Raw genomic sequence first — 14,248 nt, 5'->3', positions numbered from 1 at the left:
TGGACGACAGCTCTAATTCGATGCTAGTTTCCACCATGCCTGAACAGGTACAGGCTCTGAGATCACCAAACGTTCACCCATCACCGGGCTTACCATTTGTACATCTCGCTCTTTGCTTATCGCCAGTGCTTGTTCCATTGGGTCTTGCCAATCATGCATAGAAAGGTCGAAGGTACTGTTGTGGATTGGTATCATCACCTTACCTCGCAGATCAATGTGTGCCTGAACACTCTGTTCTGGGAACATATGAATATCCGCCCAAAGTGAGTTATACGCACCCGTTTCAACCATGGTTAAATCAAACGGCCCAAAACGGTCGCCAATCTCTTTAAAGCCATTGAAGTAACCAGAATCACCGCTAAAGAAGACTTTCTTGTCTGAAGCGTTAATAACCCAACTGCCCCACAGTGTTTGGTCACGATCAAGCAAGCCACGACCAGAGAAATGCTGTGTCGGTGTCAACGTGAACTCAATGTCTGAGGCCGTTGCCGATTCCCACCAGTTCAATTCGATGATCTTCTCTTTATCCACGCCCCACTTTTCCAACAGTGCGCCCACTCTTAATGGCACTAAGAACGTCCCTACTTTGTCGGCTAATACCTTCACGGCACCTTTGTCTAAATGGTCGTAGTGATCATGGCTGATCACTACCACATCGATGTCAGGTAGATCTTGCAGTGAGATTGGGGTTGGGTGAAAGCGCTTTGGCCCCATCCATTGCACTGGTGATGCTCGATCACTGAACACAGGGTCAGTCATCACTAGCTTGCCATCTAGCTTCATCATCACACTTGAGTGACCTAAGCGGTACGCAACGTCTTCTGTCTCTTCGATCAATTGCTCGGCTGTCATCGGAATCAAAGGCAATGCAGCACGTGGCACTGGCTCATTTCTTTCCACGGTTACATACGCTTTCAAGATTGAAAAAATATCAGACATGCCCGATTTGTACTCTAACTCACTGTTAGCAAACTTCTTTGGAAGCTTATCTAGATTGTCATTTGATTGTGAACCTGTGCTTACGATAGCGACCACGGCAAGTACTCCTAAAATCGGTAATAGATATTTTTTCATTGGTATCTCTTCAACCGTTGGGAAAGACCCAACTCAAAAACTACACTGACTAGTTTATATACCAAAACCAAAAAGTAAACCACAGAGTGTAACTTTTAATTTATCTAGACGTAAGCGTGTCAAAGTCGATTTTGGAAAAACCGACTTTGAAAACGAGCTAACTTAGTTATTTAGTTAGTAAGAAAGGTTAATCAGCAGACCATACATTCTTGAAGTCTGGCCATCCCCAGTTTGTGATGGCCACGTTTTTCAGAATCCCTTGGAAACGAACGGTCTGTAAGTGGTGGAACATAGGCACTAACCAATAATCTGAGATCAGAGTAGACGCGATGGGTTCTAGCTCTGCCAAGTAATTAGGCAGTTCCACGGATGCTTTATGACTATCCAAGCGCTGCTTGAGCCAATCGCTGTTCATCTCTCCCAAAGCAGAGTGCAAAACAGGGTCGTTCATCATCCACGAGAACAGCGAAGACGGAGCATTGTCATCGAGGTTCAAGTTACACAGCACCAAGTCCTCCTTTAACTCGCCACTCTGAGATAACTGAGCCAATTCTCGAAAACTGTAGGTGTTCACCTCAACTTCCACACCATATCGTTTGAGTATGTCAGATACGCAAATCGCACATCGATACAACGCATAATAGTCGTAAACCGCAATACTCATCTTTTCCGGCAGTTGTGCCTCTTTCGAAGGCGTTCGATACAATTTCTGCCAACTTGGCAGTATATTTTGAGCTAAAGAGACACTAAACAGACCCTTGTTATGTTCCAACTGTGACAAAATCGCTTGTGGGTTGGTCAGTTGTGAAAGGTATTTGCGCTGCTCATTATTTAGTGGGTTAGCCGCTGAGTTCTGATTGAACAGGATAAACAAGCATCCATCCTCGACTCGGCTACGAAGGCCGTCTGTGTCTGCTGAAACAAGTTCCGCATCGCTTTTCCCTAATTGATGGAAACAAGAAGAATTTCCATAAGGCGATACGTGCATTTGGCTGTCATCGAAACGAGCAGTGCCCGTCATTGATTCCTCAAACTGCCAGATAGTCACCTCATCGGTTAACGAGCGACAACCATAATAATGCTCAAATGCGGCGAGCTTGATTCGTTCGTTGTTGGCATCAACCACTTTAAATGGGCCGGTTCCAATAACAGCATGGGACACGGTACTTAATGGCGACGGTTCACGGGTGACTTGCGCTGCAGGTTGAATCGAATATTTAACGCCAGCAAGTAAACCAGCAAAGCCGGTATCTGCTTTGGTGAGTTGAAAGCTGATCCTCAATGGCTGCTCACTGTAAACTGAAGCGACATGGGCTAGCTCTGTCTGATAGAAAGGTAAGGTTTGCAACGCAGAAAACATCGAAACTAATTGCTTAGCATCCACAGGTTGCCCATCATGAAAAGTCAGACCGGGGCGCAGATAGAAAGTCCAAACCAGTTGCTCTGTGTCATATTCCCAATGGTGAGCTAATTCAGGCTTTAACTCACCTTTACCATTACACGTCACTAGGCAGCTAAAAACCTGTCTTATCAAAAATCGTTCGCTACTGCGGTGTATATGGTGCGGAAACAAATCCTCAAACTTACGCTTATAGGTTAATTGAACGTGCAGCAGCCCTTCACGCATGGTCGCGCCGGAAGTTTCTTGCAGTAAAGAACCAAACACAGCGCGGTCATTATCCAATATGGAAAGTGCTTTTTCGTACTTGCCCTGCTCTATCAGTTTACTTGCAACATGCTGCGCCAACTCTGAATTGCTAAAACGCAGTGTTAAGTTAGAGCGTTGATTCCTGCCAACTTTTGGCTCCCACACCACCCATTCAGCTTGATGCATCTTACCAAGTAAGGTTCGAGCGTGACGCAAGCTTGTAAACAGCATATCCGCTACTTCGGCTAGGGTGACTGAATGAGAAATGTTTGGCTCGAACGACTCTAGCCGCGTGTAGTAACGCATCATGTTTAGATCAGACAAATAATGAACCTTTTAAAGATAGCTCTTCCTAATTAAGCCCATTATAAAACACATTCATCAAAAAGTAGTGTAATGCGACCAAAACAGGAACAACCAATAAAAATAACATCTGTTTTTTAGTTCCTCTTAATTATCCATAATGAACGGGTCAGCAACAAACCATAGGTTGTAAATAAAGCCTAACCAGAGAGAGTAATGACCATGAGAAAATACTATCTTAACAAGCTAAAAAGCACCTGCAGTAAGCTCGAAAGAGAAGCACTACGAACACTTATAGATCTATGTAACTGGCGTTATTAGTACACTTTTTAGCACCGAGTAAACGCGAGTTGGGTACAACCTAATATGCTCCTACCCCCAATATGAGTTAGGTCTCAACTCGCTTTTCCATTCCAATTCCCCTCTCAAGCCTGCTGTACCAATAGCTCACACAATCGATAAATTTCCGTTGTCGACTCGACAAATTTAATTCGTTTTCTTAGTTGAACGAAAAGCCTTAAGGTTCGCCCCGAAGCAAGCAAGGAGCCTCAGAAAAAACTGAAAGCTCAGCTAACAACTAATTTATTTGCAGTTACCAATCAGGTATTAACTAAGGAAACGCCATGCGTATCGCAATTCTTTCTCGCAACGAAAATCTATACTCTACCGCTCGTCTAAAGCAGGCTGGAGAAGCACGTGGTCATCAGGTCGATGTTATCGACACGTTGCACTGTGATATAGATATCGCGAGTAACAATCCGAAGATTCGCTACATGGGTGAAGAGCTACCTCAATACGATGCTGTTATTCCACGTATTGGCGCTTCCATTACCTTTTACGGAACTGCGGTTGTTCGCCAATTCGAAATGATGGGCACTTTTTGTATCAATGAGTCAGTAGCAATCAGTCGCTCTCGCGACAAACTGCGCTCACTACAACTGTTGTCTCGTAAAGGTATTGGCTTACCAAAAACAGGTTTCGCTAGCCGCCCAGACAAGATTCAAGACCTGATCAAAAACGTAGGCGGCGCGCCACTTGTGATCAAGCTTCTTGAAGGCACTCAAGGTATCGGCGTTGTACTAGCAGAAACAAACAAAGCAGCAGAAAGCGTTATCGAAGCGTTCATGGGCCTAAAAGCGAACATCTTGGTTCAAGAGTTCATTGAAGAAGCAAATGGCGCAGACATCCGTTGTTTTGTTGTTGGCAACAAAGTAATTGCTGCAATGAAGCGTCAAGCTGGTGAAGGTGAATTCCGCTCTAACCTGCACCGTGGCGGCACTGCTCAGCTGGTTAAACTAACCAAAGAAGAGCGCGCAACAGCAATCAATGCAGCGAAAATCATGGGATTAAACCTATGTGGTGTAGATATCCTACAATCTAAGAACGGCCCAGTAGTAATGGAAGTAAACTCTTCTCCAGGCCTAGAAGGCATCGAGAAAGCAACGGGTAAAGATGTAGCAGACATGATTTTCGAGTTCATCGAAAAAAATGCAAAGCCAAACGCTAACCGTACTCGTGGCAAGGGCTGATTGAATACCGTTAACTCATGATTGGAAAGAAAATGAACAATAAAATGATCATAGGGAATACCGAAGCACTTTGCTTACCAGAGTTAGGGATAACTGGACTACATACACGTGTTGATACAGGGGCTAAAACCTCTTCTCTACACGTAGACAATCTACTATGTGTTAAATCAAATGGTGAGAAATTCGTAGAGTTCGACCTTCACCCAGACGTTTATCACCTAGAAGAGACGGTGCGCTGCAAGGCGAAACTGAAAACAAGTAAGAAAATTAAATCATCTAACGGCGAAGTTGAACACCGTTGCGTGATTGAAACCATGCTAAGAATCGGTGGTCAGGAATGGCCGATCGATATCACGCTAAGCAACCGTCAAGACATGACTTACATGATGTTGCTTGGACGTCAAGGCATGAGTGACAAAGTGATTGTTGACCCTGCGGGTGAATTCCTGCTGACTCACTAATCCGAGTCATCGTAACCGCTTCACAGGTTATAACTAAAGCTACTCACAACGATATAAGGCCAGTCTCATGACTGGCCTTATTGCTATCTATTTTTCTATTTCTACTTTCAGCTCTGAATACACGACTTTGCATTCAAGCTTCTGATCTATTTCTTCGATTTACCATGAGATTGAAAACCAAATCGCCCAATCGATAAAAGTAATTTCTTGGTTTTGATTTTCGTCACTCGCCAATGTGTAACAGGCCTTCTTGGGGCACTCATCAACAGGTGTTCAAAAGCCTTCTGACTGAAATCGACTTGCCCACCATGCGCCACCAGCAAGGTATCGAGCTGCATGTCATAAATGCGCGATACAGACGCTCGATACTTATTAGGGTGAAAGATAGGAAACGGCGGAATCAGCTTCTTCTTAACCTCGACCATTAAATCGGCAACATAAGCCACGCTGTGTGATGGGCAATAGACCGAGAGATCACGGTCGGTATGGCCCGGTGTTTCAAGAACCAACCAATCATCAAACCCTGGAATACTATCCCCATCAGACAGCTTGTAGTCCGGCTTTAACTTTCTTGAATACCATAGGTTTGCTTTAGGCTTGCCTAAGCGGTTCGCCATCCACCTAGCAAGCGCTAAGTCGGTCAGGTGCATCAAAATGCCATCGATGCCGTGATACCAATCTTTGTCTCTGTTTGCTGCCACCAAATGACAATTAGTCAGCTTTCTGAGCGTATGCGCTGCCCCTGCGTGGTCCGGATGCATGTGTGTAACAACCACAGTATGTAGGTCGCTAAATTCACGGCCAAGCTCATCTTCAATGAAAGCCCTAAGATGAGGAATATCCGCACGGCACGCACCATCAAGTAACAGCAACCTATCTGGGTACTCTACGAGATACATGTCTTGGATATAGCCTTTGATGGTATGCAGCTGCAAAACCGCTCCTTGTGATAATTCAACTGGTCAGACCTACACCATAGCAAACTCACATTTATTTGTAACAAATTTGTTAACTATAAAATCACATCAAAGTACCATGCTCTTCCGCTCTTTTATCGTGACGACAAAATACGTGATTTGTTGACCTAAGTTATTAGGACTATATATGCGCCTCTAATTTATTGTCTGAGTGCTATACATGAACCAACTAATCGATGCTCTTTCTACCCAAGGCTACTTTGTTTGGGATGACTTCTTAACTCATGAAGAAGTGGTGGCATTGAGGGATTGCATTCCAGAGAACTGGAAAAAGGCTAGGATTGGCCGTAACGATGAAGTAACGCGAGAGTCGACCATTCGTAGTGACAAGATTCAATGGGTGCGTCGCGATATGGGTCAGCCAGCATCTCTGTTCCTAGACAAAATGGAACAAATTCGTTTAGCGGCAAACCAAGCGTTCTTTTTGGGTCTGTTCGAGTACGAAGCGCACTTTGCTAAATACGAAAAAGGCGACTTCTACCAGAAGCACTTAGACTGTTTCAAGGGCAATGAAAACCGCCGCCTGACCACTGTGTTCTATATGAATGATGAGTGGACAGAAGAAGACGCTGGTGAACTTGTGGTTTACGACCTAAAAGACAACCACATCGCGACCATTCCACCAAAGTCAGGCCGCTTATTTGTGTTCTTATCTGAACAGTTCCCACACGAGGTACTGCCGACAAACACAGAGCGATTCAGTATTGCAGGTTGGTTCCGTATTAACGGCGTGAAAGACAACCAACTCGATATCGCACACTAGAACAAAGCCGATTATAACAAGCTCTAGCTTATTCAAAGCCTCTCCTTCGAGAGGCTTTTTTATGGAAAAAATATTGAGCGAGTATTGAACAACATACCTCTTAAAAACCGCACGCAATAAATATTAAAACCATCAATAACTTTTCTCTTAAATGAAATCGAAATGAATCTTTCATATCAGTGAAACGGTTTAGCCACTTAAGTGAAATACGCCCTGTTCAAGATAGCTTCAAACGACACCCCTACCGTCTCGTTAACACTCTAATCCAATACCTCGACATCGATTTCATCCAAAAGGAAACGAAGATGAATAAGCTAATTTTGGCAGGCGTTCTTTCTGCGACAGCGGCAATGCCAGCGTTCGCAACGACTCAAGTCACTTGGTGGCACGCAATGGGCGGCCAGCTTGGAGAAACAGTAAACAAAATTGCGACCGACTTTAATGCGTCACAAGATGATTACGAGATCACGCCAATCTACAAAGGTTCATACACAGAGACCTTAACAGCCGGTATCGCGGCATACCGAGCAGGTGAAGCACCCAATATTCTGCAAGTCTTCGATGCAGGCGCAGCAACCATCATGAACGCGAAAGACGTCGCGAAACCGGTACAGGATATTCTGGTTGAGTCGGGTTACAACTTTAATTCAAACGACTACCTAGCGGGCGTTCGTAACTTCTATGCCGACAACCAAGGCAAGATGGTTGGTATGCCTTTCAACAGTTCGACACCGGTTCTTTACTACAACAAAGATCTTCTCGCGGAAGTGGGTGCAGACGCGCCTAAAACTTATGAAGAACTAGAAGTGGTCGCTAAGAAACTGAAGGCTGAAGGACACATCGCGTTTTCTCAATCTCTGACGCCGTGGATCATGTTCGAGAACTTTAAGTCTCGCCACAACCTGCCAGTCGCAGATCAAAACAACGGCTACGATGGCTTGTCCACTAAGATCATGTTCAACACCAAAGACATGATGATGCACGTTAGCAAGATGAAAGAGTGGTCAGATCTAGGTTACTACAAGTATTACGGCAGCGACTGGGATGCAAACCAAACCCCTTTCGAGCGCCAAGAAGTGGCGATGTGGATGGGTTCTTCAGGCTCATTCGGTGGCTTACGTAACCGCGTACCTTTCGAACTCGGCACCACATACCTTCCATACTGGAAATCGGTTAACCCAGACGCAGGCTTAACCTTCATTGGCGGCGCAGCTCTGTTTGCACTCAATGGCCATGACCAACAACAAGACAAAGGTGTCGCAGCGTTCTTTGATTACCTGACTAAGCCTGAAACTCAAGTCTACTGGCACAAAACCACTGGTTATGTACCTGTAACAACGGCTGCCTATGAGCTAGCGAAAGAGTCTGGCTACTACAACGAACAACCAGATGCAGAAGTGGGCGTTAAGCAGCTAAGCCTAAAATCGGGCGAATGGACTAAGGGCTACCGCTTAGGTTACTACCCTCAAATTCGTGAAGTGATGCATCGTGAGTTCGACAATATCTTCGCTGACCGCTCTAGCGTCGAGAATAGCCTAGATAAAGTCGAAGATGAGAGCAGCAAACTGCTGAAACGCTTCGCTCGTACGATGAACTAATTTGGCTTTTTAACCAAAGCAGATTACTGAGCTAAAGGCTTAACAAACCAAAGCCGTTCATTGCTCCTCACCACTTGTCACTGCGTCATTAAAAACGTAATGGCAAGGAGTGAGGAGATTCTTCACTAACGCCATTTCTTGCTCCAAAAACTACAACTCAACTGGATGCATTCCTTTGCTATAGCGCTAGTGCTCACCGTAACTAACAGTGATAACAGTCACTAATTTTTGGGGATTACCCTGTGGAACGACGTCAGCAATTCTTTCACTCTCCGCTGCCTTACCTATTTTTGGCGCCTCAGATACTCATCATTGCAGTTTTCTTTATCTACCCAGCAGCAAAGGCAGTTTACCTGTCCTTCATGCTAGAAGACCCTTGGGGCACCTCTTCCATCTTCGTGTGGTTCGAAAACTATCAAATGCTGTTCGAATCGAGCGAATATCTGAACTCGATTGGCTTCACCTTAATGTTCGCGATTGTGGTCTCTTTCTTATCGCTTGCCTTAGCGCTACTGCTCGCGGTTAAAGCCGACAACATCATTCACGGACAAGGCGCTTACAAGGTCACTCTCACTTGGGTTTACGCGGTTGCCCCTGCGATTGCAGGCGTAATCGGTGCTTTCTTGTTTAACCCACATATTGGCGTGTTTGCCGAGATATTTGCGGTTATAGGTTGGGACTTTAGCTTCCAGACCGACCCTTTGGATGCCACGTTTGCTCTGATTTTGGTTTCGGTTTGGAAACAGGTTTCGGTGAATTTCATCTACTTTCTGGCTGGGCTTCAATCGATCTCTTACGCAGTAAAAGAAGCGGCGATGCTCGATTGTGTCAGCGACTCGAAACGTTTCTGGACCATTACTTTTCCGCTACTCGCGCCAACCGGATTTTTCCTACTGGTCATCAACCTCACCTACTCGTTCTTTGAAACCTTTGGCGTAATCGACACCATGACCAATGGCGGCCCGGGTGGCGGTACAACTTCGTTAGTCTACAAAGTGTATCGAGATGGTTTTGTTGGCGCAGATTTAGGCGGCAGCTCCGCACAATCTGTTGTGCTGTTATTGCTGGTCCTCACTCTTACATTCATCCAGTTTCGCGTTGTAGAAAAGCGTGTCCATTACTAGCCCATCACAGCTGGATTTTAACGCGACAGGAGTTATTTATGAAAAGTAATAAGGTCTCTGACCACCTAATTTTAATTGCTGGGATGCTGTTTATGTTGGTCCCTATCTGGCTAATCTTTGCCAGCTCGACGCATAACCCGAACACCATTGTCAGCGAAGGCCTGCAATGGCTACCGGGCGATAACTTTACGGCTATTTATAGCGAAGCTTGGAACAAGAGTATGGGCTTCAGTGGCGAAGTCACCGCCAGTAAAATGATCGCCAACTCAATGATCATGGGGCTAGGTTTTGCGATCGGTAAGATCATCATTTCGATGATGGCGGCGTATGCTTTGGTCTACTTTCGACTGCCTTATGCTACAGCTTGGTTCTGGTTGATATTCGTGACGCTGCTACTGCCATTAGAGGTTCGTATTATCCCTTCCTATGAAGTTGTCGCAGGGCTTGGGCTTCTTAATAGCTACACAGGATTGATTCTACCTTTGATCGCATCAGCCACCGCGACGTTCTTTTTTAGGCAATTCTTCAAAACCATCCCCGATGAATTGTTAGAAGCCGCACAGTTAGATAACGCGGGGCCATTTCGATTCTTTGTCGATATCTTGCTGCCTCTTTCTAAAACCATGATCTCAGCGATTTTCATCATTATGTTTGTGGTGGGTTGGAACCAATACTTATGGCCGATCATGATGACTACCGATGAAGGCTACAACACCATCGTGATGGGCATAAAACAAGTACTCAACAACATCAATGAAACCAGTTTACCGCGCTATGACTATGCTTTCGCCATGGTGATTTTAGCCATGTTGCCACCCGTTTTAGTGGTGGTTGTATTTCAGCGTTGGTTTGTAAAAGGGCTAGTAGAAAGTGAAAAATAATAACGACACAACTCAAATGAACAATAACCGCATTCAATCTCTCAATGAGTACAAGACATCTCACCAGCCTTCTCACCAAGCTATCCACAAAAATACAGAGGACACCTCGATGCCAAACCTAAAGCAGACGCTAGCGCACAACCAAGCCACTCACGATCGTACGCGTAAAGCTCCCACCATGTTGGGTATCAAAAACTTGGTCAAGACGTATGAAAACGGCCATCAAGCCGTCAAAGGAGTCTCTCTTGATATCGATGAGGGTGAGTTCCTTGTGTTGGTGGGTCCTTCTGGTTGTGGCAAGTCTTCTATTTTGCGTTCCATTGCGGGTTTAGAAAGCATCTCTGGCGGTGAGATACACTTGGGTGGTCGTCGGGTTGATACAGAGAAACCTGCCCTGCGTGATATCGCGATGGTCTTCCAGAATTACGCGCTCTACCCTCACATGACGGTGTATAAGAACCTCGCTTATGGCTTAAAAAACCGAGGTGTCAGTCAGCACCTTATTGAAGATAAAATTGAGAAAGTCGCCAAAACGCTGAAGATCGAAGAATACCTAGACCGCAAGCCAGCCAAACTTTCTGGTGGTCAACGTCAACGTGTTGCTATGGGACGAGCGATTGTACGCGACCCTCAACTGTTCCTGTTTGATGAGCCTTTGTCTAACCTAGATGCCTCATTGCGCGCTCACATGAGATTAGAAATCAAAAAGCTGCAGCGCGAGCTAGGCGTAACCAGTATTTACGTGACTCATGACCAAGTCGAAGCCATGACACTGGCAGATAGAATCGTGGTTCTCAACAAAGGTCAGATAGAACAAGTCGGCACACCAAGAGAAGTTTACCACCAGCCTGCCAGTACCTTTGTGGCAAGCTTTATTGGCAGCCCCGCGATGAACTTCCTAACTGCCACGCTCGATGATGGCTATCTTGAAATCGGTGATCAACAAATGTACCTGCCAGAGTACGCGCACGTTAAGAACGCGACTATCACGCTTGGCATTCGCCCTGAACACTCTGAGGTTTGTTCCGAATTAAAAATGAACACCTTGCCTCTCGAACTGCGTATCAGTGTGGTTGAGCCATTGGGGCCGAATCAATTGGTTCATGGCCTGGTGAACGACCAACCCTTTATCGCCGTCACGCCAGAAACGACACTATGCCAAGTACTGCCGCTCGGAGTAAGCATTAATAAATCCAACCTGCATATTTTTGACAGTCGTGGGAAGCGTATTCAGCCGAATAACTTTACTTCACAAGAGTCACGCGAAGAGACGACAAGCATAACGACGGCTCTCGCTTAATCGAGTACACTGATATTTAATGCGTTTTTACGGTGCGTCTTTAAGAAGGATTAATTATGTCGTCTATCATCGTAGGTCATCGGGGTGTAGCAGGTACTCACCCAGAAAATACCAAAGCAAGCATTGAACAAGCCGCTAAACTCGGCTTGAAATGGATTGAAGTAGATATTCAGCCAACTCAGGATGATCAACTTGTGGTTTGTCACGACCACACCCTTGAGCGCTGCAGCGATGGCAAGGGTCGTGTCGACGAACACACCCTTGCAGAACTGCGTCAGCTCGATTTTGGCAGTTGGAAGTCTGAGCAGTTCGCTGGTGAAAGAATATTGACGTTGGAAGAGTTGCTCGCGCTTGCTGAACAGCATGATCTCAGCGTGAACTTAGAGATCAAAGTCGACAGTCGACATCAAGCGCCTCATGTCGTTGATTTGCTGCATACCGAGTTGATTCGTTCAAATCTAGACACCGACAGAGTGCTGCTTTCAAGTTTCAGCCATCAAGTCGTTCCTGAAATGGCTCGTCACCTGCCGAGATACCGCGTAGGTCTGATCACCGAGCAACTGACTCAAGCCGACTTGATGTTGATTGACGAGGTTAAAGCGTTCAGCTGTCACATGAACTACGAGCATGTGAATCAGAGCGATCTTGATACACTGAGTGAAGCAAACATTCAAACTTGGTGCTACACAGTAAACGATCCGTCTCACTTCAAATTCATCTCAAAAGTAGATGCTGTATTTACTGACTTTCCGAATCAATTCACCTCTATAGATTGACCAAGCGAATACTGCAAAAACAACCCCGAGATACTTTAAAATTAACTCTCGGGAAACCTTAAAATTAGGTAGCAAACACAAGTGAGTAGGAGTACATTCCGCTACTCACTTGGTTTCATTAGCTCGCTCTATTTAGACAGCTTCATTGGTTACTTAATTTATGGATCTCATTTTTAGTCCAACCTTCCCAATTTTGGGTGCAATCTTCATTTTCGCCGCTATTGTTCGTGGCTTCTCAGGTTTTGGTTTCACCTTAGTGTCATTGCCATTGAGTGCGTTATTCGTACCTGTTATTGAACTGGTTCCTGTATTCATGCTGATCGACCTGTTAGGTAATATCCAATTGCTGCCTAAGGTTAAACATCACGTAAATTGGCGATGGGTTTCAAAGGTATTTATCCCTTGTTTGGCCTTCACGCCCGTCGGCTTGCTGTTGCTCAAATCCGTTAGCCAAGACACGATCATCTTGATCATCAGTGCCTTCATTTTTGCGTCTGCGCTTATGATCTATAAAGGCTCCCAATACAAAAGCGAGCCTAGATTTGCTCCCTATATTCTAGGCAGCCTTGCAGGTGTAATGAACGGCGCGGCTTCGATGTCAGGGCCTCCAATTGGCACTCATGCATTGGCAAGCCCAGTTGCTCCGCACATTGCCAGAGCAGGCCTGATAGCCTTCTTTGTATTGGCTGATTCCACTGCGTTTGTTTCGGCATCTATCGCTGGGTTAGTCGACCGCGATGTAGTTTGGCTGACTCTCGCGCTTCTACCAAGCAGCATGTTTGGCGGTTATGTGGGTTCTAAACTGTTCGAAAGATTTGGTGGAGCGAAGTTTAAGCCAGTCACCATTGCATTGCTGATTGTGATTGCAATATTCAGTGCAGGTCGAGTCTTACTGTAACGGCTTTAGCGTTTAATTTTGGACGTTGCTTTTACGAATTGGTTTCGCGAATTGATTGCGCTAATTGACTGCGGAAAGTGATTAAGAAAACTGGGTACCAATGACTACCATTCGATATGGATAGGGGTACCCATTTTTACAAGTTGGAGAAACTCATCCATATCTTGATTGGTTAACGCGATACAGCCATCCGTCCAATCAAAACTTTGAATAAAGCTCGGCGAACGACGCTCGCCGTTTTTGATGCCATGGATTTTGATGTTTCCTCCAGGATCTACATCATTTTGCTCTGCCCATTGCATATCCGAAGGTTGCGGATAGTTAATATGTACTGAGCGATAAAAGTCCGACTCTTCCATCACATAATCGAGCTGGTATTCCCCTTCCGGCGTTCGGTTGTCCCCTTCAAAGCGTTTATGCCCTTTCGGTTGTTTGCCTAGCGCAATACGAAACTCCTGAATCACCTCTTCACCTTTTAGCAGATACATCCTACGTTTCGATTTATCGACTTTAACTAACGTAACCACTTGCGACAGCGAATCTATCTCAGATGCGCTATCCGGTACGTTGTAAAACTGTCGAGAGGAACTTTGAGGTGGACGTTTTGATGACCCTTGAGAAAGCTGAGCTACCTTTTCATCAGGGCTACTGTTAAGAACATCATCCACAATAATCACATGCTCGGAGTTTGAGCTCGTGGAAGAGTTTGAGCTCGTGGAAGAGGTTGAGCTCGTGGAAGAGGTTGAGTTAGATGAAGACGTTGAGACACGTTGAGAATGAGCCGGTGCAGACTCGAATACGATGGTTTCGATAGCGGTCGCGTCAGAGACTATTTTCTCGACCACGACTTGCTCAGCATTCGCGTTCGAAGCCACAAACAGTAAACACAGTGATAAAGGCAGAAACAGACGCACCT

Annotated in this window: 13 protein-coding genes; 9 read left to right on the top strand and 4 right to left on the bottom strand. The window is 45.4% G+C overall.

What is annotated here, in order from left to right:
- Positions 1-12 precede the first annotated feature (12 nt).
- Positions 13-1,074, bottom strand: a complete 1,062-nt coding sequence (locus AB4512_RS20130) for an MBL fold metallo-hydrolase (protein ID WP_372175454.1) — start codon at positions 1,072-1,074, stop codon at positions 13-15.
- 187 nt (positions 1,075-1,261) lie between these two features.
- Positions 1,262-3,046 carry an SgrR family transcriptional regulator gene (locus AB4512_RS20125; RefSeq protein WP_372175452.1) on the bottom strand — a complete coding sequence of 595 codons (1,785 nt, stop codon included), beginning with the start codon at positions 3,044-3,046 and terminating at the stop codon, positions 1,262-1,264.
- Positions 3,047-3,648: 602 nt separating this feature from the next.
- Here AB4512_RS20125 and rimK point away from each other — a divergent pair.
- Positions 3,649-4,554 carry a 30S ribosomal protein S6--L-glutamate ligase gene (rimK, locus tag AB4512_RS20120; RefSeq protein ID WP_004740040.1) on the top strand — a complete coding sequence of 302 codons (906 nt, stop codon included), beginning with the start codon at positions 3,649-3,651 and terminating at the stop codon, positions 4,552-4,554.
- Positions 4,555-4,586: 32 nt separating this feature from the next.
- The gene (locus AB4512_RS20115; protein WP_017069208.1) at positions 4,587-5,015 is read left to right on the top strand and encodes a RimK/LysX family protein; all 429 of its coding nucleotides are present in this window, start codon (positions 4,587-4,589) and stop codon (positions 5,013-5,015) included.
- 146 nt (positions 5,016-5,161) lie between these two features.
- Here the strand turns inward: AB4512_RS20115 and AB4512_RS20110 are convergent, their stop codons facing one another.
- Complete coding sequence (locus AB4512_RS20110) at positions 5,162-5,950, bottom strand: MBL fold metallo-hydrolase (RefSeq protein WP_017067276.1); 789 nt, start codon at positions 5,948-5,950, stop codon at positions 5,162-5,164.
- Positions 5,951-6,152: 202 nt separating this feature from the next.
- Here AB4512_RS20110 and AB4512_RS20105 point away from each other — a divergent pair, with 202 nt between their 5' ends.
- From AB4512_RS20105 to AB4512_RS20075, 7 genes are all read left to right on the top strand, one after another.
- Positions 6,153-6,755, top strand: a complete 603-nt coding sequence (locus AB4512_RS20105) for a 2OG-Fe(II) oxygenase (RefSeq protein WP_050711798.1) — start codon at positions 6,153-6,155, stop codon at positions 6,753-6,755.
- A gap of 305 nt (positions 6,756-7,060) precedes the next feature.
- Entirely contained in the window at positions 7,061-8,353 is a 1,293-nt protein-coding gene (locus tag AB4512_RS20100) for an extracellular solute-binding protein (RefSeq protein ID WP_017064900.1), read from the top strand.
- A 242-nt stretch (positions 8,354-8,595) separates the two neighbouring features.
- Positions 8,596-9,477: an ABC transporter permease subunit gene (locus AB4512_RS20095; RefSeq protein ID WP_017060567.1), complete on the top strand. Its 882-nt coding sequence runs from the start codon at positions 8,596-8,598 to the stop codon at positions 9,475-9,477.
- Positions 9,478-9,515: 38 nt separating this feature from the next.
- The gene (gene ugpE, locus AB4512_RS20090; RefSeq protein ID WP_372175451.1) at positions 9,516-10,358 is read left to right on the top strand and encodes a sn-glycerol-3-phosphate ABC transporter permease UgpE; all 843 of its coding nucleotides are present in this window, start codon (positions 9,516-9,518) and stop codon (positions 10,356-10,358) included.
- On the top strand, positions 10,348-11,658 hold the full coding sequence (locus AB4512_RS20085; RefSeq protein ID WP_372175450.1) for a sn-glycerol-3-phosphate import ATP-binding protein UgpC: 1,311 nt from the start codon (positions 10,348-10,350) through the stop codon (positions 11,656-11,658). Before ugpE ends, AB4512_RS20085 begins: the two co-directional genes overlap by 11 nt.
- 56 nt (positions 11,659-11,714) lie before the next feature.
- The gene (locus tag AB4512_RS20080) at positions 11,715-12,434 is read left to right on the top strand and encodes a glycerophosphodiester phosphodiesterase family protein (protein ID WP_372175449.1); all 720 of its coding nucleotides are present in this window, start codon (positions 11,715-11,717) and stop codon (positions 12,432-12,434) included.
- A 160-nt stretch (positions 12,435-12,594) separates the two neighbouring features.
- A complete protein-coding gene (locus AB4512_RS20075; RefSeq protein ID WP_372175448.1) occupies positions 12,595-13,332 on the top strand; it encodes a sulfite exporter TauE/SafE family protein in 738 nt (245 codons plus the stop codon).
- Between the two features lie 104 nt (positions 13,333-13,436).
- On the opposite strand, the gene AB4512_RS20070 is transcribed toward AB4512_RS20075, so the two are convergent.
- Positions 13,437-14,246 (bottom strand): murein L,D-transpeptidase family protein, encoded by an 810-nt coding sequence (locus tag AB4512_RS20070; protein ID WP_372175447.1) that lies wholly within the window; start codon positions 14,244-14,246, stop codon positions 13,437-13,439.
- Positions 14,247-14,248 lie beyond the last annotated feature (2 nt).

Origin of the sequence: Vibrio sp. 10N.222.52.B7 (assembly GCF_041474275.1) — a bacterium.
Lineage (GTDB): Bacteria > Pseudomonadota > Gammaproteobacteria > Enterobacterales > Vibrionaceae > Vibrio > Vibrio crassostreae_C.
Note: the sequence above shows the minus strand (reverse complement) of the source record. Positions and strands in the feature narration are given on the sequence as shown.

Bases quoted from the DNA above. Each gene is read 5' to 3' on its own strand.
- AB4512_RS20130 (WP_372175454.1), bottom strand. From the start codon at position 1,074: ATGAAAAAATATCTATTACCGATTTTAGGAGTACTTGCCGTGGTCGCT.
- rimK (WP_004740040.1), top strand. From the start codon at position 3,649: ATGCGTATCGCAATTCTTTCTCGCAACGAAAATCTATACTCTACCGCT.
- AB4512_RS20115 (WP_017069208.1), top strand. From the start codon at position 4,587: ATGAACAATAAAATGATCATAGGGAATACCGAAGCACTTTGCTTACCA.
- AB4512_RS20105 (WP_050711798.1), top strand. From the start codon at position 6,153: ATGAACCAACTAATCGATGCTCTTTCTACCCAAGGCTACTTTGTTTGG.
- AB4512_RS20100 (WP_017064900.1), top strand. From the start codon at position 7,061: ATGAATAAGCTAATTTTGGCAGGCGTTCTTTCTGCGACAGCGGCAATG.
- ugpE (WP_372175451.1), top strand. From the start codon at position 9,516: ATGAAAAGTAATAAGGTCTCTGACCACCTAATTTTAATTGCTGGGATG.
- AB4512_RS20080 (WP_372175449.1), top strand. From the start codon at position 11,715: ATGTCGTCTATCATCGTAGGTCATCGGGGTGTAGCAGGTACTCACCCA.
- AB4512_RS20075 (WP_372175448.1), top strand. From the start codon at position 12,595: ATGGATCTCATTTTTAGTCCAACCTTCCCAATTTTGGGTGCAATCTTC.